This is a genomic window from Leptolyngbya sp. BC1307 (assembly GCF_002286735.1).
In the GTDB taxonomy this organism is placed as follows: Bacteria; Cyanobacteriota; Cyanobacteriia; order Phormidesmidales; family Phormidesmidaceae; genus Phormidesmis.
On record NZ_NRTA01000001.1, the window covers coordinates 90,979 to 111,835 of the forward strand.

The 20,857-nt window shown below is 54.2% G+C and carries 15 protein-coding genes; 6 read left to right on the plus strand and 9 right to left on the minus strand.

Translation table 11 applies throughout. The annotated features are described in order from the left end of the window. Nucleotides 1-10: 10 nt before the first annotated feature. Entirely contained in the window at nucleotides 11-871 is an 861-nt protein-coding gene (locus tag CKL79_RS00420; RefSeq protein ID WP_121967614.1) for a segregation/condensation protein A, read from the plus strand. A gap of 93 nt (nucleotides 872-964) precedes the next feature. Here the strand turns inward: CKL79_RS00420 and CKL79_RS00425 are convergent, their stop codons facing one another. The 3 genes from CKL79_RS00425 to CKL79_RS00440 form a co-directional block, all read right to left on the minus strand. After that, nucleotides 965-1,402 carry a hypothetical protein gene (locus CKL79_RS00425; RefSeq protein ID WP_205878942.1) on the minus strand — a complete coding sequence of 146 codons (438 nt, stop codon included), beginning with the start codon at nucleotides 1,400-1,402 and terminating at the stop codon, nucleotides 965-967. A gap of 401 nt (nucleotides 1,403-1,803) precedes the next feature. Next, a complete protein-coding gene (gene murQ / locus CKL79_RS00435) occupies nucleotides 1,804-2,736 on the minus strand; it encodes an N-acetylmuramic acid 6-phosphate etherase (RefSeq protein WP_121967616.1) in 933 nt (310 codons plus the stop codon). A 19-nt stretch (nucleotides 2,737-2,755) separates the two neighbouring features. Next, a complete protein-coding gene (locus tag CKL79_RS00440) occupies nucleotides 2,756-3,139 on the minus strand; it encodes a DUF3110 domain-containing protein (RefSeq protein WP_121967617.1) in 384 nt (127 codons plus the stop codon). 129 nt (nucleotides 3,140-3,268) lie between these two features. Here CKL79_RS00440 and glyS point away from each other — a divergent pair, with 129 nt between their 5' ends. From glyS to gntK, 3 genes are all read left to right on the plus strand, one after another. Continuing rightward, the gene (gene glyS / locus CKL79_RS00445) at nucleotides 3,269-5,419 is read left to right on the plus strand and encodes a glycine--tRNA ligase subunit beta (protein ID WP_121967618.1); all 2,151 of its coding nucleotides are present in this window, start codon (nucleotides 3,269-3,271) and stop codon (nucleotides 5,417-5,419) included. 109 nt (nucleotides 5,420-5,528) lie between these two features. After that, nucleotides 5,529-6,878, plus strand: a complete 1,350-nt coding sequence (murD, locus tag CKL79_RS00450; protein WP_121967619.1) for a UDP-N-acetylmuramoyl-L-alanine--D-glutamate ligase — start codon at nucleotides 5,529-5,531, stop codon at nucleotides 6,876-6,878. A gap of 553 nt (nucleotides 6,879-7,431) precedes the next feature. After that, complete coding sequence (gntK, locus tag CKL79_RS00460) at nucleotides 7,432-8,967, plus strand: gluconokinase (RefSeq protein WP_121967620.1); 1,536 nt, start codon at nucleotides 7,432-7,434, stop codon at nucleotides 8,965-8,967. 224 nt (nucleotides 8,968-9,191) lie between these two features. Here the strand turns inward: gntK and CKL79_RS00465 are convergent, their stop codons facing one another. The 4 genes from CKL79_RS00465 to CKL79_RS00480 all read right to left on the minus strand — a co-directional run bounded on the left by CKL79_RS00465 (nucleotide 9,192) and on the right by CKL79_RS00480 (nucleotide 14,675). Next, nucleotides 9,192-12,002, minus strand: a complete 2,811-nt coding sequence (locus CKL79_RS00465) for a glucosidase (RefSeq protein ID WP_121967768.1) — start codon at nucleotides 12,000-12,002, stop codon at nucleotides 9,192-9,194. A 115-nt stretch (nucleotides 12,003-12,117) separates the two neighbouring features. Then, a complete protein-coding gene (locus CKL79_RS00470) occupies nucleotides 12,118-13,050 on the minus strand; it encodes a lysozyme inhibitor LprI family protein (RefSeq protein ID WP_121967621.1) in 933 nt (310 codons plus the stop codon). Between the two features lie 131 nt (nucleotides 13,051-13,181). Then, the gene (gene gmk, locus CKL79_RS00475) at nucleotides 13,182-13,796 is read right to left on the minus strand and encodes a guanylate kinase (RefSeq protein ID WP_121967622.1); all 615 of its coding nucleotides are present in this window, start codon (nucleotides 13,794-13,796) and stop codon (nucleotides 13,182-13,184) included. 135 nt (nucleotides 13,797-13,931) lie between these two features. Next, nucleotides 13,932-14,675 carry a phycocyanobilin:ferredoxin oxidoreductase gene (locus CKL79_RS00480; protein ID WP_170943909.1) on the minus strand — a complete coding sequence of 248 codons (744 nt, stop codon included), beginning with the start codon at nucleotides 14,673-14,675 and terminating at the stop codon, nucleotides 13,932-13,934. A gap of 205 nt (nucleotides 14,676-14,880) precedes the next feature. Here CKL79_RS00480 and CKL79_RS00485 point away from each other — a divergent pair, with 205 nt between their 5' ends. Both CKL79_RS00485 and CKL79_RS00490 read left to right on the plus strand, forming a co-directional pair. After that, nucleotides 14,881-17,430: a tetratricopeptide repeat protein gene (locus CKL79_RS00485; RefSeq protein WP_141242121.1), complete on the plus strand. Its 2,550-nt coding sequence runs from the start codon at nucleotides 14,881-14,883 to the stop codon at nucleotides 17,428-17,430. A gap of 93 nt (nucleotides 17,431-17,523) precedes the next feature. After that, nucleotides 17,524-18,417 (plus strand): LapA family protein, encoded by an 894-nt coding sequence (locus CKL79_RS00490; protein ID WP_121967624.1) that lies wholly within the window; start codon nucleotides 17,524-17,526, stop codon nucleotides 18,415-18,417. A 60-nt stretch (nucleotides 18,418-18,477) separates the two neighbouring features. On the opposite strand, the gene secG is transcribed toward CKL79_RS00490, so the two are convergent. Beyond that, complete coding sequence (gene secG / locus CKL79_RS00495) at nucleotides 18,478-18,714, minus strand: preprotein translocase subunit SecG (protein ID WP_121967625.1); 237 nt, start codon at nucleotides 18,712-18,714, stop codon at nucleotides 18,478-18,480. Between the two features lie 91 nt (nucleotides 18,715-18,805). After that, nucleotides 18,806-20,410, minus strand: a complete 1,605-nt coding sequence (gene gpmI / locus CKL79_RS00500; RefSeq protein WP_121967626.1) for a 2,3-bisphosphoglycerate-independent phosphoglycerate mutase — start codon at nucleotides 20,408-20,410, stop codon at nucleotides 18,806-18,808. Nucleotides 20,411-20,857 lie beyond the last annotated feature (447 nt).

The following is a 20,857-nucleotide window of genomic DNA, read 5'->3' on the forward strand; positions in this document are numbered from 1 at the left end:
AATAGAACCTATGTCTGATTCACTCGCTCAGGGCGCGATCGCCTTTCTGATTGACTTGGCCGAAAAGGGAGAAATCGACCCTTGGGATGTGCAGGTGATTGACGTGATCGACCGCTTCCTGAAGACGTTAACCGAGCAGCCGATTGTCAAGCAGCCGCTGGGTCAGGGCCGGTCTTCCTATGAGTCGAGCTTGTCAGAGTCCGGGCAGGCTTTTTTATACGCCTCAATGCTGGTGCTGCTCAAGGCTGATACGCTGGTGCGCCACGAGCTAGTGCCAGAAGAGACCCTGGATGACGACTGCTTTGACGAGGAGCCCGATGCCGATACGAGCGAGCTGCCGCGTAACCTGGAGCAGCACATTCATCGGCGGGCAGTGGCCCCACCGCCCGCTAAACGTCAGGTGACACTCAATGAACTGATTGGCCAGCTAGAAGCGATCGCCGCTGCCATGTCAGAACCGGCCAGGGTGCGATCGCCTCAGCCCAAGCCTCACTCCAGGCGGGAGGCCGTCAGAGCGATCGCTCAGCTCGCCCATCAGGAAAACCTGAACGAAATTGCCGACGCCCTGAATGACTTTTTAGAGCGACATTGGGACGATGTCTTTGAAGATGCCGTCAACTGGATGGACTTTGAGAAGCTGCTAGAACACTGGGCCAGCTTTCGCCCCGAGCTATTAGGCGGCCCGATCAAAGGCGAACTCTCCGATGCCGAGTATCGGCACGAAAAAGTTGGCGTCTTTTGGGGACTATTGTTTTTGACTTCTCAGTCGAAAGTAGAGCTGTTACAAGAAAACTTTTATCAAGACTTAAAGGTACGTCAGCTCAATGAAGCGACTCTGGCAGAAATACCGGCTTATGTTTTGCCAGATTAACTTAACGCCATAGCACCCATTTGATATCTTTTCTTGAAGTGTTTAGAAAGGCCGTTATCGCTGAAACCAGCCAGGAATCATGCAGGAGTGAGATTAGCGTTCTTGCGGATCGTCAGTGCTTCGCATATCCAAAAGATCCTCTTTGGAAAAGAATTGGCCGATTCTTTCGGGCAGCAAATCGTTAAGTGGGCTCTCTCTCCGATAGGTATTTTCAGCGGTGTCTTTACTATTAGGGTTGTTTTCGTTGTTTTTAATCGCCTGCTTTACGATAGGACGCATAGATTCGCCGTAGTGCTCGACGGTTTTCTCCCCACGGGCTTTATCCATCTCATAATCAACGCTGTAGGCGATTAAAGTACGATTGGTCGGAGCAGCGCTCTGTCCCACCACAGGGCTACCTTCTAAACTGCCTGTAGAGCTGCTAAAAAGACTGGCGATCGCCACAAAGCTAATCACAAACGCTATTGTCACCTTCACAAACTGACTGCCATGCCATTGGAAACCCATACTATCTTTTGATTGATCCATCATGGTTTAAGCTTAAGCCTCACTTGAGCGAACTTCTCTAGATAACTTAACTGTAAACTAGCGACGTTGGGGCTGATAGTACCGGGTAGTGAAGGAAGCGAATCTGTCAGATCTGGGTATCCCAATTGGCTTGAAGGAGGATCAAGGTAACCTCCCCCCTCCTGCTTTTCTTAAGCCTCCTGGAATAAGACTTCCAGTTCTTCTACCCCTTGCCTGAATCGCTCTCTGCGAGCGCTTAGAGACACGAATTCTGCCATCCGCGATCGCAGCCTCAAAAAGTTGCCCACCTCACCAATTGCTCGGCAGAACCGCTGCGCAGCCTCGAACTCGCAAAATCCCAGTGTAAGAGGGCTTGCTTGATAGAGAATGCCCTCTATAATCTCGCGTTTTGTCCAGCTTCAGATCTAGATAGCAGATTGAGAGGTGCTCTGCTTAGTATTTGCTAGAGCTGAGCGCAAGTCTCCGTTTTGCTCTGCTAAAGCCGTTTCTGCAGTCTGCTGATCTACGCTGGTTAGATGCATCACTAGGGCCACCTTCACCTGCAAGCCACTCCGCTCTAGCAGATCGCCCGCCTCAGTTCGATCTAAATCAGTGAGGTCACAAAGAATGCGGATGGCGCGATCGCGTAGCTTCGTATTCGTCACCGCCACATCGACCATGCGGTTGCCATAGACCTTGCCGAGCTTTACCATCACCCCTGTAGACAAAATATTCAGCGCCAGCTTAGTCACCGTCCCCGCCTTCAGCCGAGTAGATCCGGCTAGCACCTCTGGCCCCACGATTAGCCGAATATCGACATCCGCCTCTACCGGTACCTGCTCAGCAGGGACACAGGCCATAAAGATGGTGTCCGCGCCGCACTGCTTTGCCGCTCGTAGCGCCCCGTGGACATAAGGCGTGGTACCGCCCGCTGTGATGCCGACGACCACATCGCGCCGGGTGACTTTGTGATCGATGATGGTTTCTGCCCCAGCTTCCGCTTCGTCTTCTAGCGCTTCTGAACTGCGCAGTAGCGACGCAGCCCCACCGGCAATAATGCCCTGCACTAGCTCCGGTGGCGTGCAAAAAGTAGGCGGACATTCAGCCGCATCGAGTACGCCTAGCCGACCGCTGGTGCCTGCCCCGACGTAAAACAGTCTGCCGCCGTCTCTCAGGGAAGCGGCTGTGAGGTTAATGGCCTGCGCTAGGGCTGTTCTGGCGTGAGCGATCGCCTCCACCGTCCGCTGGTCTTCCCGGTTAAAGACATCTACCAGTTCTAAAGTAGAGAGCTGATCCAGGTTCCGACTGTGAGGATTATTTTGCTCTGTGAGTAAGTGCCCGCGATTGATATCAGTCATAGTGGTCAGTCCTGGGAGTTTAGAGCAGCTTTTCTAACTGCTGGCGAATGCGATCCATTTCGTCTGAAGAGGAGTCGTAGACACTGCCCTGAGCGGACTCCTCAGGCGGGGCGTCCAGATTCCAGGTCGTCTCCTCTACCATTTTCTCAGGCGGCATGAGCAGCGTGCCTTCGGGGACACTGACGGCCTCGTAGCCAGCGCTCTCACAAAATTCTTCAATCTCTTCAGTTTCAAACGCTTCTACGGTCGCTGGCGGAAAATCTTGCGCCTCCAGCAACCCGCCAAAGCGGATGGCGTCATCTTCTACTTCAAACATCAGCACCAGATTGCGACCCTCCATTTGCAGCGAGTGAATTCCCTCGTTTTCAGTGCGAGCGTTAAATAAAACGACGTAGACAGGCATGGTTGGCTGCAGATAGATGAGTAATTAGGCGTATAGGGATCTTAAAGGATACCGCGCCGACGGCAACCGGGTACCCTGCCTAGCCGCCCTTCTGTAATAATGGGCTTTGCTTACCTTTCCTGCATTCCTATGGCAACGTTCTTACTCGAAGTAGGTACTGAAGAACTCCCGGCAAGTTTTGTCAGCGAGGCGCTAGCCCAGTGGAAAGCGAAAATTCCTGCCGATCTAGAAGCGCACTATCTATCTCTAGACCCAGAGACCGGCGGGCTGGCGCTTTACGGCACGCCCCGACGGTTAGCGGTCGTGATCAGCGGGTTAAGCGATCGCCAGCCCGACCGCGAAGAAGAAGCCAAAGGCCCCCCGGCCAAAGCCGCCTTTAAAGCTGGTAAGCCCACTAAAGCCGCTGAGGGTTTCGCCGCCTCCCGAGGCGTCGCTGTGGCGGATTTAGAAATTCGCGATACGGAGAAGGGAGAGTTTGTCTTTGTTCAGCAAAAGATTTTGGGGCGGGCGACCGCTGAGCTGCTGCAAGAATTGGTGCCTAACTGGATTTTTGGGTTAGAGGGCAATCGCTTTATGCGCTGGGGCGACGGCGATCTGCGGTTTCCCCGACCGATTCGCTGGCTGGTGACGCTGCTAGATGATCAGCTGCTGCCCGTGACGATTGAAAATGGATCTGAGGTTTGCCAGAGCGATCGCACCTCTGAAGGGCATCGCGTTCTCCATCCTGACCCGATTGAGATTAGCCAGGCGAAGGACTACGTGAGCGCCCTGCAAGCGGGCTATGTGAGCGTTGATCCGGCAGTGCGACGAGAGACGATTTTACAGCAGGTAGCCGCCGTCGCTGAATCGGTCAGCGGTCATGCGGTCGTCAGTGAAGACTTGCTGAGCGAAGTGGTCGATTTAGTAGAATGGCCGACTGCCATCATCGGACAGTTTGACGACGAATTTTTAGCCCTGCCGCCGCAGGTAACGGTGACTGAGATGGAGAGCCATCAGCGCTACTTTCCGGTGCGGCCCGCTGCTAACTCGGATGAGCTGCTGCCCTACTTTATTACCGTCTCTAACGGTGACCCGGCCAAGTCTGAGGCGATCGCCCGAGGCAACGAGCGCGTCATCCGAGCCCGCCTGTCTGACGGCAAATTTTTCTTCGATGCCGACCGTAAGCAGCCCCTGGAGGAATATGTGAACCGGCTGGGGAACGTCACCTTTCAAGCCCAGCTCGGATCGGTGCTCGACAAGGTTCATCGGGTGGGCAAAGTCGCCGCCCTATTGTGCAGACAGCTAGACCTGAGCGCCGAGCAGACTGAGCAAGTCGCGCGCGCTGCGCTACTGTGCAAAGCCGATCTGGTGACGCAGATGGTGGGCGAATTTCCTGAACTTCAGGGCTACATCGGCCAAAAGTATGCGCTTAGCAGCGGCGAACCTCAAGCGGTTGCCGACGCGATTTATGAGCACTATTTGCCCAAGGGCGCTGGAGATAGCTTGCCGCAGTCGCTCATCGGTCAGGTAGTCGGCATTGCCGACCGGCTCGATACGCTAGTCAGCATTTTTAGCATTGGCAAATTGCCCAAAGGCTCTACCGATCCGTTTGCGCTGAGGCGGGCGGCTAATGCAATTGTCAATATTGTTTGGGACGCGGGCCTACCGCTGGATTTACCGGCTGTGATTGCTCAGATCGTTCAAGATTTTGCGAGCGATCGCTCAGGAGTCAGCGCCACTAAACTCACCGAGCAGCTCACTGACTTTTTTGAGCAGCGGGTGCGCAGCCTGCTGCAAGAGGATATCGACTATGACCTGGTCAATGCGGTCTTGGGCGAAGCGGCTTATCGGCAGCGGGCGCTGGCTGATGTGCGGGATGTGCGCGATCGCGCCACCTTCCTCCAGACGATCCGCAGCGATGGCAGGCTCAGCCGCATCTACGAAACCGTCAACCGGGCCTCTAAACTCGCTGCTCAGGGCGATTTAAACACTGAAGTGCTCGATCCGACAGGTCAGGTCAACCCGGCCCTATTCGAGCAGCCCTCAGAGCAGACCTTTTACGATAGTTTGCAAAAGCTCGTACCTCAGACCCAAGCCGCCCAAGCCGAACGCGACTACGGCAAACTGCTCACCGGTCTAGAGCAAGCCGCCCCTGCCGTCGCCGATTTCTTCGACGGGCCAACCAGCGTTTTAGTCATGGCGGAAGACCCTGACATTCGCCAAAATCGTCTCAATCTGCTGAGTCTGCTGCGCAATCATGCCCTGGTTCTGGCAGATTTTGGGGCCATTGTAAAAAGCTAAGTGAAAAGTTAGATCAAAAGCTAACCGCTCAAGTGCATACGCTTTCCCGTATACTGACCTATCGAATTCAAAGACTGCTCAGCGCCCACACACCTTCAATCAGATTTTCATGAAAACAGCCCATGTTATCGGTCTTGGCCGATCTGGAATTGCTGCTGCGCGAGTTCTAGCTCGTCAGGGATGGCAGGTGACCTTAAGCGACCAGGGGACAGCCCGCCGCCATCAAGCCGAAGGGCAGGCGCTGCGAGATGAAGGCATCACCGTTAAGCTCAATCACAGCTTTGACCCAGAACCGGGGCTAGATTTACTGGTCGTCAGTCCAGGCGTTCCGTGGGATGCACCGGCTTTGGTCAAGGCGCGCGATCAAGGCATCGAAACCATTGGAGAAATGGAGCTGGCCTGGCGTAGCCTATCGGATCGGCCTTGGGTGGGCATCACCGGCACTAACGGCAAAACCACAACGACAGCGCTGGTAGCTGCTATCTTCAAAGCTGCTGGGCTGCAAGCCCCCGCCTGTGGCAATATTGGCTACGCCGCTTGCGAGCTGGCGCTGACTGCCCCGCCCGACTGGGTGATCGCCGAGCTGAGCAGCTACCAAATCGAAGCTGCGCCGACACTAGCGCCGACGATTGGTCTGTGGACGACCTTCACCCCGGATCATCTCAACCGACATGAAACGGTGGAAAATTACTACCGCATCAAAGCGTCTCTGCTCGAAAAAGCGCAGACCGCCATCATCAATGGCGACGACCCCACCCTGCGGCGCAAAGCCGCCGATTACTCGCCTGACAGCCACTGGACCAGCGTGAAAGGCAAAGCCGCCCTTGCACCGCTAACGCCCGACACCTATATAGAAGACGGCTGGGTGATGCACAAAGGTGAACAAATTGTAGAAACCCGGGCGCTGCGGATGGTCGGTGAACACAACCAGCAAAATCTGCTGATGGCAGTCGCGGCAGCGCGGCTAGCGGGCATAGAGGTAGAGGCGATCGCTCAAGGCGTCTCCCGGTTTCCGGGGGTCTCTCACCGCTTAGAGCACATCTGCACCTGGCGCGGCGTAGATTTCATTAACGACAGTAAGGCGACTAACTACGATGCGGCTGAAGTGGGTCTGCGCTCAGTGGCTGGTCCGGCGGTGCTGATTGCGGGTGGTGCGGCTAAAGATGGTGATGATATTGCCTGGATCAATCAGATAAAAGCAAAAGCTGCCGCCGTCCTGTTGGTGGGTGACGCGGCTGAGGGGTTTGCGCAGCGGCTGACGGCGATGGGCTACCCTCATTGCGAAGTTGTTGAAACGATAGATCGCGCTGTGGCTCGCAGCACCGACATTAGCAAGGCGCAGTTGATTAAAACAGTTTTGCTCTCACCGGCTTGTGCCAGCTTTGATCAGTATCCTAACTTTGAAGTTCGCGGTGATGATTTTCGTCGGGTCTGTACCAAATATTTAGGCGAGATGTAGGTAAGTGCCTGAACTGCCTGCTGTTTAAGCTTTTGGAGTCTTCGTATTTTCGCTTTGAGTGTCAAGTCACTGTGAATACCCTTATCGTTCCAGCACCTATGTAGATACAACAGTAGTCAGGTATCTTTTTTCAGGAGAATGGTGCGTGCGTGCGTTTTTGGGCTGTTCGTTTTTCGGTATTTGTTCGTTTATAGCTGTTTTGGTTTTATTGTTGGTTGATCGTAATGCTTTCAGGTCTTGGGCAGCGATTGACGAATGTGGAGATGATTGGGAGCAGTAGGCAGTCAGTACTGAAGATTTTGTGGGCTGCTTGATTTTGTTCTAGAAGCGGGCGATCGCCTCTAAAACTACTTCAGTGCGGCTCAGTGGGCCGGGTTCGTAGGTAAAGGGCTGAAGCTTTCCACCCGCAGCCTGAGCAGCGTAAGCCTTGATCACAGTAAGATTCTCCTAACGAGTGGGCTGTCAGCCCTATTTCAGCCCTATTGTAGTGGCCCGGCTGCTAACTCAATCATTTTGCCGCGCCAGCCTTTTTTAGACCCCTACCCTACCCGCTATGACTCAGCCCGACTGTATCCTTGGCATCGACATTGGCACGACTAGCACTAAGGTAGTTTTATTCAGCGCTAGCGGCGCATCGCTCGACCAGCACACCGTTGGCTATCCGCTGCTATCCGCTCAGCCCGATGTGCAAGAGCAAGACCCCGAAGAAATCTACCAGGCTGTAATCGAAAGTGTCCGCACCGTCATGCAGCGCCACCCGGCCCGACTAAAGACGCTGATGGGCCTATCTTTTAGCGCGGCCATGCACAGCCTGATCGCTGTTGATGATCGCGGTCAACTGCTGACTTGCAGCATCACCTGGGCCGACCGTCGCAGCACGCCCTGGGTAAGCAAAGTTCGCCAGTGCTGCGACGCTCACGCTCTCTATGCTCGCACGGGTACCCCTGTTCACCCCATGTCGCCGCTGGTAAAGCTGATGTGGCTACGTCACGAACAGCCCGATCTGTTTCGGCAAGCGGCAAAATTTATCTCTATTAAAGAGTATGTAATCCACCGCTGGTTTGCGCAATATGTGGTGGACTACTCCATTGCCAATGCGACTGGCCTATTTAATATGAAGGCGCTCGATTGGGATGCAGAAGCCTTAGCGCTGGCCGGAATTACCTCAGCGCAGCTCTCGCAGTTGGTGCCGACCACTCACATTTTGTCATCAATGACCTCAGAAGCGGCTGACAGCATGGGGCTACCGGCGAGTGTGCCGGTGGTGATTGGGGCGAGCGATGGAGCGTTGGGTAATTTGGGTATGGGCGCAATGACGCCTGATGTGGTGGCAATTACGGTGGGGACAAGCGGAGCCGTGCGCGCAATGGTAGATCGCCCCCAGACCGACCCCAAAGAACGGCTGTTTTGCTATGCCCTCACAGAAAATCACTGGGTGATTGGTGGCGCTACCAATAATGGGGGCATTATCTTGCGCTGGGTGCGTGAGCAGCTGGCTATGGCTGAGACAGATACGGCCCGGCTGTTGCAAGAGAATCCCTATGATATTTTGACGGCGATCGCCGCCACCATCCCAGCCGGTTCTGAAGGGCTAATCTTTCATCCATACTTGGCCGGAGAGCGATCGCCCCTGTGGAATGCCAACGCCCGAGGCAGCTTCTTTGGCTTGGGCTTGCACCATACTAAAGCTCACATGATTCGAGCGGTGCTAGAGGGGGTTGTTTATAACCTGTATATTGTTTTAACTGCTTTGGAAGATGTAGTTGGCCCTGCTAGCAGTATTCAGGCGACCGGCGGGTTCGCCCGCTCGACGCTGTGGCGGCAAATGCTGGCAGATGTCTTTAACCGGGTGGTGACCATTCCAGAAGTTTACGAAAGCTCATGCTTTGGCGCGGCAGTTTTGGGGCTCTACGCGCTAGAGCGCATTCCTCACCTAGAGCAGGTATCAGAGATGATAGGAGAGAGCGATCGCCACTGCCCTATTCCTGAAAATGCTCAGCAGTATCAGGTGATGCTACCGCTATATATGCAATTGCTCGAAAGCTTTGCGCCTTTTTACGAGACTATTGCCAAGATACAGTCTACCTAGAGATCAGGGATATTCCGTTCCAGACGCATCCTGGGAAAGTCTCTAGAGTAAAAGAATTCGTTGATTGAGGCTTTCCCAGGAATGAGCACTGTATAATTCCACTGTATGGTTCCGCTGGCCCTGGCGAGATCATTGTTGGCAGGACTCAAGGTGGTGGTGGTAGCGTTGCCTCCGTTCTCCTCCGTGACGCCGATCCGGCTTGTCGAGGGAGTGGTACTTAACCCTCACTCCATAGCACTATACTCACAGCATTGGTGAATTAATTTTGCCACTAACCCTGTCCATCCGGTCTGGTGGCTAGCGCCTAGCCCTTCCCCCGTATCGCCATTAAAGTACTCATAAAAGAGAATATAGTCTCGCCAGTGAGGGTTGTCTTGAAACGTTTTGTTGTTGCCATACACCGGGCGGCAGCCGTTCTCATCTCTCAAAAAAGTGCCAATCATCCGCTGTTCCAGCTTGGTGGCCACGTCCCATAGGTTCATCTCATCACCAGAACCATAAGGACACTCAATTTTGAAGTCATTTCCAAGAAAGTGATGATAGCGCTGTAGAGATTCGATCAGCAAATAGTTAGTGGGAAACCACACTGGGCCTCTCCAGTTAGAATTGCCGCCAAAAAGCCCCAAGCTAGATTCGGCGGGTTCGTAGTCTACCCGGTAGATGGTGCCATCGACATCGAAGGTATAAGGGTGGTCAGCGTGAAAGCGTGACAGAGCGCGAATGCCCGTCGGCCCCAAAAATTCATGAGGTTTGAGCATTTTTGCCAAAATCCGCCGTAGCTTATCCGGTCTTACGACCGAGAGCATCCGGCGTTTTCGACAGACATTAGGATCGTCCCCCGGCCTCGGTTCAATCTCCATCGTCGTGACGTTACGACATAGCCGGGTGCGATTGGCTTCAAACCATTCTAGCCGTTCGTTAAAGCCGGGTAGCCGCTCCATCAGTTCTGGCTCTAGCGTCGTAATCGCATAGAGCGGCATCAGCCCCACTAAAGAGCGAATTTTGATTGGCACCCGAGACATATCCGGCATGTGTAGCACATCGTAGAAGAAGCCATCTTCTTCATCCCAGAGCTGTACGGCGTTTTCTCCAGTTGCGTTCATCGCTTCGGCAATATAGATAAAATGCTCGAAGAATTTGGTCGCCATGTCTTCATACACCGGATTCTCTAAAGCCAGCTCTAGAGAAATTGAGAGCATATCCAGGCAGTACATTGCCATCCAGCTAGTGCCATCGGCCTGCTCCATTCGCCCACCAGTCGGCAGGGGTTTGCTACGGTCAAACACACCGATGTTGTCTAACCCCAAAAAGCCCCCTTCAAAGACGTTATTACCCTCGGTATCTTTGCGATTGACCCACCAGGTGAAGTTTAACAACAGCTTTTGAAAGAGTCTTTCTAAGAAGAGGCGATCGCCCTTCCCCGTCATCTTCTTCTCAATTTTATAAACCCGCCAGGTAGCCCAGGCATGTACCGGCGGATTGACATCGCCAAACGCCCATTCATAGGCCGGGAGCTGCCCGTTGGGGTGCATATACCATTCGCGGGTCATCACATCGAGCTGTTGCTTGGCAAAGTCGGCGTCAAGCATCGCTAGCGGAATACAGTGAAAAGCCGTGTCCCAGGCGGCAAACCACGGGTACTCCCAGGTGTCGGGCATGGAGAGAATATCCTGACTGTCAAGATGGTGCCAGTGACAGTTGCGGCCTCGCTTTCTCTGAGGCGGCGGGGTAATGGTGTTGGGGTCGCCCTTCAGCCAGGTGCTGACATCATAGAGATAGTATTGTTTGCACCACATCATGCCTGCAAAAGCCTGCCGCTGCACATTGCTCAGGTCTTGATTGTGAACGAAAGGAGAGAGCTGATGGTAAAACTTGTCGGCTTCCTGCTGACGCAACTGAAAGGTCTCTTCAAAGCAGCTGCCTAGCGGATCGTTGAGCATTGGGTTGTCGGCCAGCCGGAGCCTGATCTGTTGCGTTTCACCCGGTGACAGAGTGAGGTGATAGTGTACCGCCGACTTGGTGCCCGTTTGCGCTGGGTTAACCGCTGACTTGTCACCGTCAACCACATATCTGTGAAAGGCGTCTTTGACGTAGGGAGAAGGGTTGGCAACCTCAAATAGTTTCTCTTTGTTGGTTTCGTTTTCAGTGAATAGCAGCCCCGCCGTGGTTGCTAAGGACTGACTGCTTAAGTCAATCCATTTGCCCGGATTTGATTGGGCAGTCTCATTTTGATCTGCGTCAGATGGGACAGCGGTAGATCGGACGGCTGTGGGGGGCTGACAGTAAAACCACTGCTTGCCCAATTCGGGATGGCTGGTTTCGATGATCGATACGTTGCCGCTAGTGAGACTGGCCTTGATGGTGGGTTTGGGCGTTTGGCTATCCCATGACCAGGTGTTGCGAAACCACAGCGTGGGCAACAGATGTAGTTCAGCGGTTTCTGATCCGCGATTGGTGACAGAAATCTGGATCAGCACATCTTCGGCATCGGCTTTGGCATATTCCACCTGAACGTCAAAGTAGCGATCGCCCTCAAAGATACCGGTATCCATCAGCTCAAATTCTGGGTCAGAGCGATCGCGCCCATCGCCCCATCCTGCCTGCTTCAGCCGCTCGTAGGGATATTCTGCCTGTGGATATTTGTACAGCGCCTTCATGTAGGAGTGGGTCGGCGTGCTGTCCAGGTAAAAGTAGTATTCTTTAACGTCTTCGCCGTGATTGCCTTCGTTGCCGGTGAGGCCAAAAAAACGTTCTTTTAAAATAGGGTCATGAGTATTCCACATCGACATCGCAAAGCAGAGCAGCTGCCTGTCGTCGCTAATGCCGAGGATACCGTCTTCACCCCAGCGATAGGCCCGTGATCGAGCCTGCTCATGAGAAAAATAACTCCAGGCGCTGCCGCTCTCGCTATAGTCTTCGCGGACGGTGCCCCACTGCCGCTCACTTAGGTAAGGGCCCCACTTTTTCCAATTCGCCTGCTGGGTCTGATGTTCCTGAAGTCGGATCTGTTCGGGTGTCAGGGGGGGGCGCGTCATAGCAGGCGGGAGTAGCAACAGGGCGTGAGGTCGATCCACAGGCGATAGCAACACCCATAAACTATAGAGCCAAACTACCGGGGGAGGCTAGCGCCAAAGGTTGAGCCGGTCGCTTTTACAGGCTGCTTTGCGCCAAACTTTGTTCGAGCTGCGCGGTGCGGGTCACGCTCATGCGGGCCAAACACTGCGTTTCGCCAATGACCGTTGGGCTGTAGAGCGCTTCAAAAGCACAGTTGCTGTTGCGATACTCTATCCAGGCAATCTGCGCTTCGACCAGGTTACTCGTGCGATCTTCGCTTAAGGCGGCTAAGAGTGACTGATAGGTTTGATTGAGCTGAGCGTCTGCCGCCTGATAGCTGAGGTTGGGTAAAGCGGGTCGTCGCAGCTCAGCAGTGCGAGTTTGGGTGCGATCGCTCAGACAGCCGCTATAAATCATCGGTGCCATCGATCCGCCATCAAACTGACTGCGCTCAAACTCACAGTCGAGATCGCGAAACGCTAGCCAGGCAACTTCGGCTTTGCCCAGCGCTCGTTTCCCACTGCTTGGCTGCTCGGCTTTGACGGCCTGATAGACCCGGTTAAGCTCGGCATCGGCTTGAGTGTACGAGGCTTGGGCGCAGCGGTTCATGGCCTGCTGAGTTTGAGCACTGTCGCAGGCAGGGAAGGCTGCATCCGTCGTCTCATCAGCCGGGGCGATCGCGCTGGCAGCACCGTTTGGTTGACTCGCCAGATCGGGGTTATCGGGGGTAACAGCGCTCTCTGGCTGACCGATGGGTGCTGTCGCTGAGTCAGTCGCAGGCGTGGGCAAAGCAGAGGGTTCATCAGCCGATGGTTTGGTGACAGCTGGCTCAGTGACCGCAGGCTTGATGACAGACGGCCCGCTAGGCGACGTGCAGGCAACGACGCTGAGCAAAAGACCCGCTGCTATGAGCTGCCCCACGATTAAACCAGGGCGATTTTTTGGGGGCTGCGGACGTGGCGTTAGCGCAGCCTCTCGATCAGAGAATCGATCTTTGAGCAAACCGTCTGGCCAATTCTGCTGAGACATTATCCAAACCTTCAAGCGCAACTGTCTGCTTCAACCGTAGCGATTTGCCGCCGGTTTGATCGCCTCTGCCAGGTATCTTTCTGAAGCGTCTTTTTCCTAAAGTGCCTTTTCTTTGAAGTGCCCAGAGCTAGCTAGCTAAGTATGGCCGCATCTAATTCGGCGAGGGCTGTTTCCAGGCTGTCGTTGACGATTTGCTGATCAAATTCGTGGGCGGCGGCCAGCTCGGTTTTGGCCCGGGCCAGGCGGCGGGCGATCGCCGCTTCAGAATCTTGACCTCGGCTGCGAATACGCGCTTCTAAGGCCGCTACGTTTGGCGGACACAAAAAGATTTGCTTAGCATCTGGAAAATTCTTTCTGATCTGGCGCGCCCCGACCAGCTCGATTTCTAAAATGACTCGCTGTCCCTGGGCGACCGCCGCTGCAATCGGGGCTTTGGGCGTGCCGTAGCAGTTACCAGCAAACTCAGCCCACTCCAACAGCTCCCCTCGGCTAATCATCTTATTAAACCGATCGCGGCTGATAAAGTAATAGTGCTGACCGTCTACCTCACTAAGGCGAGGTCTGCGGGTGGTCGCAGAGACCGATACTTTGATATCAGGATGGCGCTGGAGCAAATGCTTGAGCAGTGTTCCTTTCCCAACGCCGCTTGGGCCTGCCAGCACAATCAGCCGGCCTGAGCGCCTGTCTATCTGCTCAGCAAAAACATCGAGGGTCGGCTGTTCTGGTGAAGTAGAAAGGGTAACCATAGTTAGGAAGTGTAGCTAAGCAAAAAATATAGCTAAAAACAGCATTTAAAGGGCTATTTGATATCGCAGTTGCTTAAAAGGTTAACTAAAGGGCTAAGGCAGCGGTGCCATCTCGTGTCACCGCTGGTCGAGAGATTAAACAGAGGGCAAGTCAAACAAAACGGTAGTCATATAGCGCTCAGCCCACTGCGGATCAAAGGCTTTTGCCAGCACCCGGCGAGTTTTATCATTTTGCTGCTGCTGCTGGCAGTAATAGCGCTGACGGTCTAAGAATTCTCTCAGGCGGTCGGGCTCAGGCTGTTTGGCGATCGCCTGCTGCACATGAACCGTCAGATAGTCTTGAACCTGGGCCAAAAACTGCTGCTCCTCTGCTGGGTTGGCGGGTTTTACGAAGCAGCAAAATTCCGAGAAAATCCGCTGTCCCCATTCCGGCAGATCGCGAGGCTGAAGGTAGCCTGGCTGATCGAGCGCCTCCAGCGCCTGAGTATAGCGCTCACTTAAGTGACCATCCGCCGTGGCCGCAGAGAGATCGACAATTGCCGCGCTCACCTGCCCCCGACCGCTGACAATATCGCAGCCAAAGATAGGAAGCCCATATTCAGGGCGAGGAAACATGACGCAGTGCAAAATGTCTAAATTTTTGCCAATGCGCGCCAGCTCCAGGTGCAGTTTGCGAAACTGAGGGGTTTGATAGCAGCGGTTGTCAATCACCAGCTTTTCGCCTTCTAGCTTGCCTTCTACGTAGCCCAGGTCGTCAGGCAGGTGGTAGGGAGAAAGCGATAGATGGCGTTGCCAAATAGTCTCTATCCCCTCGGCGAGCTGGCGAATCAGAGGATGCTGGTGCTGGCAAACAGAAGAAGCAGTAACGGAAATCGACATGTATTCAGCGCTGATACAATCCACACAAGGTGTAAACCCCTAGCATAGCAGTTTCAGCAGGCTCTCAAATTATTCCTGAACTGACAGCAGCCGCTAGAAAAGATCTATAGGTAGAGGACACCCAGGTCAGCTTCGAGTTACGCCTGAAACGACTTTACCCCATGCTTTTTAACTGCCCTCTAAAGCTCTTCAACAGCCAGTCCTCGTGCGGGCACTGCTCATGATCGCCAGCCAGCCACAGTCTCGTCAGCTTCTCGGGGTCAATCAGCAGGCTTATCAGTCGCTGAAAGCAGCCATGAGTCTCGATCTGCGACGCCAGCTGCTAATCGCGGTGTGCGACGATGTGGCGCTACAGAATCAGCTCGCTACCCAGCTGCAAAATGATTTGGAAGATATAGCTGCGATCGCCCAGGCCGCGGCAGATCCTGCTATGGAAAAAGCAGAGGGGAAAGGGGAAAGGGGAAAGGGGGAAAGGGGAAAAGGGGGTAGCAGAGCTATTAGTCCCGGCTCGTTAGGTGAATGGGCGCGTCCTTGTTCGCCAGATGTTGCTGGCCAGCAGCGATCGCTAGAGCGGCTCTGGTTTGACCCTGAAGATGCTAACTTGACCCGGCAGATTGCCCAGTGGATGCAGCAGACGATGCTCACAGAAGGCGCTCTGCCTCAAGTACAGATGTTGGGCATTGAGCAGATGACCCGTCAGCCTGCTATTACTCAAAATCACTTTTTGCGATCGCTCGAAAAAATCGAAGCGCTTCTCCCCCGGCTCAATACCAGTTTGCTGGTATGGATGCCCTGGCCCTGGCTACGCATGATTCAGCAATCGGCCCCGACGTTTTGGAACTGGCGCAACGGCGTTTTTGAATTTGTCAGCGATCCGACCCCGACCTCAGCGTGGCAGGAGTCGCTGCATCAAGATGAAACCAGCGCATCTGAGCAAGACATCCCGAAAGACATTCCGAAAGACACTCAGCCAGATGCTAGCCCCAACGCTGACTTAAGTGCCGACTTCGACACCTATCCGCTGACGGGCAATCTCTATGGCGAGGCTGGCGATGGTGAAGATGCCATTGATGTTGTTTCAGAAGCTATTGACGCGCAGACTGTACAGCCTAAGATTGCGCTGCATACCGTCCATGCTGAACCCGTTGTCCCGTCAAGTGAAGCGGTTGAGACACACACCGCTATTTGCTCACCTCCCTGCCCAGCGTGCGAAGCAGGCAACCCTAATATCTCAGAAATCAGCACCCTTGATATTGAGGGACGTACTGATACAGCAGACAGTTTTGAGCCAACGGTTCTTCATCGGAAGACGCTTAAAAAGCAGGTTGTGGAAACGGCAGGCGGTCTGCATTCGATTGTCAGCCAGGGCAGCCGCAGCAATGCCAGATCAGAGGCAGTGACCAGCGCTCAAGCCGATATGGATGGGCTGGACGATATTGCGCTCATATTTGCGGACTCTGCTGTGGGTGAGCTGCAGGTAGGAGAGAGGAATGGGAGAGTAGAGGAGACAGGAGAGCAGGAAAGCAGAAGACAGGAGACAGGAGAGCAGAAGAGCAGGGGGCAGGAGACAGGAGATCAGGAGAGGGTTGATAAACAGAAGGCTGCGGATGATTACTTTGCGGTGGGCTATGTTTACCGCAATCGGATAGAGGCTGGCGAGCGGGGGCTAGCGCTGATTGAACCGGCGATCGCAGCTTATGAGGGGGGGCTGCGCTGCCTGGACGGGCCGCATCCTAACTGGGGCAGTAGCCTTAACGATCTCGGGACGCTCTACTGGCTCAAAGCGCAGCAGCTGACTAACCCACAGCAGTCTGTAGACTGCATGAGTCATAGCATCACGCTCTATCAAGAGGCGCTCACTAAAATCGATCCGCAGCAGCCTACTAGCATCGCCGGGCAGCTCTATAGCAATATCGGCGCGGTCTATAGCTTACTGGCAACTTATGAGGAGCCAGTCGCTTATCTGCAGGCGGCCGCGACAGCCTACGGTCAGGCGCTACAGTTGGGCACTGTGGCATTGTCTGCTGAAGAGTCTGCTGTTTTGCAAAACAGTCTGGGTTCGGTTTACTGGAAGCTTTCTCACTACGATGCAGCACGGCCTAATTTATATCGGGCGATCACAGCTTACAAAGCAGCTTGCTCAGGCTATCGCCCCGATCAGCAACCGCTCGACTATGCAGCCGTACAGAACAACTTGGGTATCACTTACTGGAGCCTGGCTAAATACGAGCAGACTCAGGAATTGCTGAAGCAGGCGATCGCCACTTATAGCAACGCGCTTAAGTACCGCACGCCAGAAGTAGACCCAGCCGCCTGCGCCATCACCTATAACAATTTGGCCCTGGCCTATTGGGACTTGACCAAAGCCAATGACCTCTATCTCGACCAAAAGGCGCGCTACCAGAGAAACGCGATCATCGCCTTCGAAGCGGCGCTCAATATCAGTCAAGCAGCGAACACGCTGAGCAAAATGGACAGCGCGGCAATCTACCACTGTCTGGGCGATGTCCACGCGCAGATGGCCGAAACTGCGCCTTCTCTGCCGGAGATTGCTGAGAGTTTGCAAAAGTCTCTGTACAGCTACCTGCAGGCAATTGATGGCCTGCCCGCTGACTCAGCTGCCTATCAGGGCCGCTTTAGCGCCATTGTGACCAACCTGCGGGCTCATTACAATCAGCTAGGGCTCGCCGGGCAGCAAGCCGCCCTGAATACGGTGCCGCCAGCTCTGCTCTCTCAGGTAATGATGTCTCTGTAACAGGGGCTTAAGAAACAGGGGTTTAAGAACAGGGGTTTTAAGCGAGCTTACGATAGGCTAGAGAGGTCTTTGTATGTATTCCGTGAGGCCGATATGCCCCTCCTGATTGTCGCCGCTATTGCCATTGCTTTCTTGGCGATCGCCTTTGCCCTAGTCAATAATCAGCCAGTCATCATCAATCTTTTAATCGCGCAAGTCTCTGGCTCCCTAGCGCTGGTTCTCCTCTCTACACTGGCGATTGGCGTCCTGATCGGCCTATTGGTAATCACCCCAGCGCTGATCAAAAGAGGATGGCGGGTCTCACGCGCCAAAAAGCAGACCACTGAGCTAGAAGAGCAGCTCTCTGGTCGCGATCGCGATCTCACCAGTCAAACCCGCAATACTGACCGGCTGCGGCAAAGCCATGAAAACCTGCTGCTAGCGCTGAAGCTCACCGACCCAGGCACAGGTCTGATCAATGCCGAGGTGCTCCCTCAGACTCTCTCAGCACTCATTCAGCAAATGAAGCTACAGCCAGGCAATCCGCAGTTCAACGCTATTGGTCTGCTGATTGTCGATGCTAAGCGGCAGCTGCCCATTGGTGCGGTTGAGACGACAGCGCGGCAAAATGCTCAGCTCGATCAGGCGATCGCCGCTGTGATCCGCCAAAGCGTCACCCTCGACACCTGGCTATACTGCGACAGTCGCGATGAAAACGGCGCGCAGTTCATGTGCGTACTCACCGGCATGGATAAAACCGGACTCAAACAGTATGGCGAAACCCTGCAATCATCGCTGACTGAAGAGCCCTTGACCCTAGCAGATGGCTCAGTCGTCGCAGTCGATGCCAAGGTCGGCGGGGCCATTGCCGACAAAAACCACCCTACCAATCGCGAGCAAATCATCATCGACAAAGCCTATCAGGCCCTTGCCGAAGCCGGTAAGCACTCAATCAACCCAATTAAAGGCAGCAGCCCTGTGAAGATTGTTCAGGTCACCGACACCTGAAGGGCAGCTTTAGCCTGACTAGCTAGCTCATTGCCGGTCTAGAATTCACTCGATGCACTATTACGGCGTCGCCGTCAGCCAGCCACCGCTAAGCACGACCGTCAGCGCCATAAAGACAATCGTCAGCAGCCAGGTCGCCCGGTTCAGCGTTTCCTCTGCGCTCTTAGTGCTGGTAAAGAGCTGCGCCTGCCCGCCTAATGCGCCTAGCCCATCACCTTTGGGGCTATGCAGCAGCACCAAAACACAAACGCCGATTGCAGCGATCGCCCAAACAACCTTAACAACTGTGACTACCATGACAATTCCGCTAGGCCAACGCTAGCCCCAACTGGTTACTCACCCTATCCTATCGCGCCCCCCGCCCTTCTGTCTCCTGCCGCCTGTCTTCCTACCGCTGCAAAGAAACCTTCACCGGCGAACGACTAGACTTATAGTCGGCCTGCGGCTGCACAATCATCGATTGCCCGGTCATATCGGCAGGAATCGGCAGCTGCAAAATCTGTAGAATTGTCGGCGCGACATCGGCCAAACAGCCGCCCTCCCGGAGCTGCACCTCACAGCCATGACCCGGAATTTTTAGCCCCTCGCCCTCGATCAGAATGAACGGCACCGGATTGGTCGTATGCGCCGTCCAGGGCCGACCCTGCTCATCGTGCATGTATTCTGCGTTGCCATGGTCAGCGATGATCAAAGCGGTACCGCCCGCCCGAGCGATCGCTGCCAGCAATCGGCCAACTTCGCGATCAACCTCTTCAAGGGCGCTGATAGTGGCATCCATTTTGCCAGTGTGACCCACCATATCTGGGTTGGCGTAGTTCATGACCACCAACGAATATTTGTGTTTGTTGATGGCCGTGATCGCCGTATCGGTCACCTTAACTGCCGACATCTTAGGGGCTTTATCGTAAGTGGCCACCATCGGGCTGGGCACTAGCTCCCGATCTTCACCTGGAAAGGGTTCTTCTAGACCGCCGTTAAAGAAATAGGTGACATGCGCGTATTTTTCAGTTTCAGCGGTGCGAAACTGCTTAAGATTGTGCCGAGCGACCACTTCGCCCAAAATATTATCCAGGCTTTGAGGGGTAAAGGCCACACCCACCGGCAGCGACTGGTCATACTGGGTCATGGTGACAAAAGTCAGCGGCAAAATCGGATCGCGCTCAAACTCCGAAAACTCACGCTTGACAAAAGCCTGAGTCAGCTGGCGAGCCCGGTCGGGGCGAAAATTAAAAAAGATCACCCCATCCCCGGCTTCGACGGCTCCTGGTGATAGTCGCATCGGCTCGACGAATTCATCGTTGATATCGTTTTCGTAAGAAGCCTGTAGCGCCTCCAACGCTGAGGTACCACTGCCCTCACCGTCTTCTGTCATTACCCGATAGGCTTTCTCGATGCGATCCCAGCGGTTGTCTCGATCCATCGCATAGTAGCGACCGCTCAGAGTGACTAACCGACCGATACCCATCTGCTCAATCGCGTCTTGGAGTTTTTGTAGGGAAAATTGGCCGTCGGTAGGTTTAGTGTCGCGCCCGTCAGTAATGACGTGAATACAGACTTCTGAAAGATCTTGAGCCTTGGCCATCTCTAACAGACCGACTAGATGGCTGAGATGGGAATGCACGCCGCCGTCTGAGCAGAGGCCCACTAGGTGTAGCTTGCTGCCTGCGTAGCGCACCTTTTGGAACACCTCAAGCAGAGCCGGATTCTCTTGAATGCTTTTGTTTTCCACCGCGTCTGAAATTCTTACCAGCTCCTGCGGTACGACCCGGCCTGCCCCAATATTCAGGTGCCCGACCTCAGAGTTACCCATTTGGCCGTGAGGCAAGCCCACATCTTTGCCTGAGGTGTTGATAGTAGTATGAGGATAAGTCGCCCACAGGCTGTCGATTACCGGCGTTTTGGCGTGACTAATGGCATTGCCGCTGCTGTCTTCTCGGCATCCCCACCCGTCTAAGATGACGAGCACCATTGGAGAAATAGGCGTGTCTGCCATACCAGAAAATCCTCTACAATTTGCGACAGTTCGGAAAGGTTTTAAGTGAGTTCAGTTCTACCTGGGAGGTGTTCCCAGGCAGCGACCGCTCTGACAAAAATATAGTGGATGCTAACAGCAATCTTGACAGTAGAGAGCGTTTCTATTTGAGCTGAGTTTGAGCTAATTTCTTTCTGCGGCAGCTTCGGCGTCAGTCCCTATGTGAGAGGCTAAATACTGCTACACCTACTGGTCTGCCTCAGTTAGTCACTGATTAGGCCGCTGCTTTATGGCATCAAGGCTCAAGACTAACCCTACAAGACGTGCGTTTAGGCTCAACTCACGCTTAAAGCACTAAAGTAGCGCTGCTGTCTGCGATTAAGATACGAATCCAATCTTTTTTATCAAAGGTTTTTATAGTTACCACTACTCTCGCAGAAAATTTGCAATTAGAGTGCAAAAAACTTG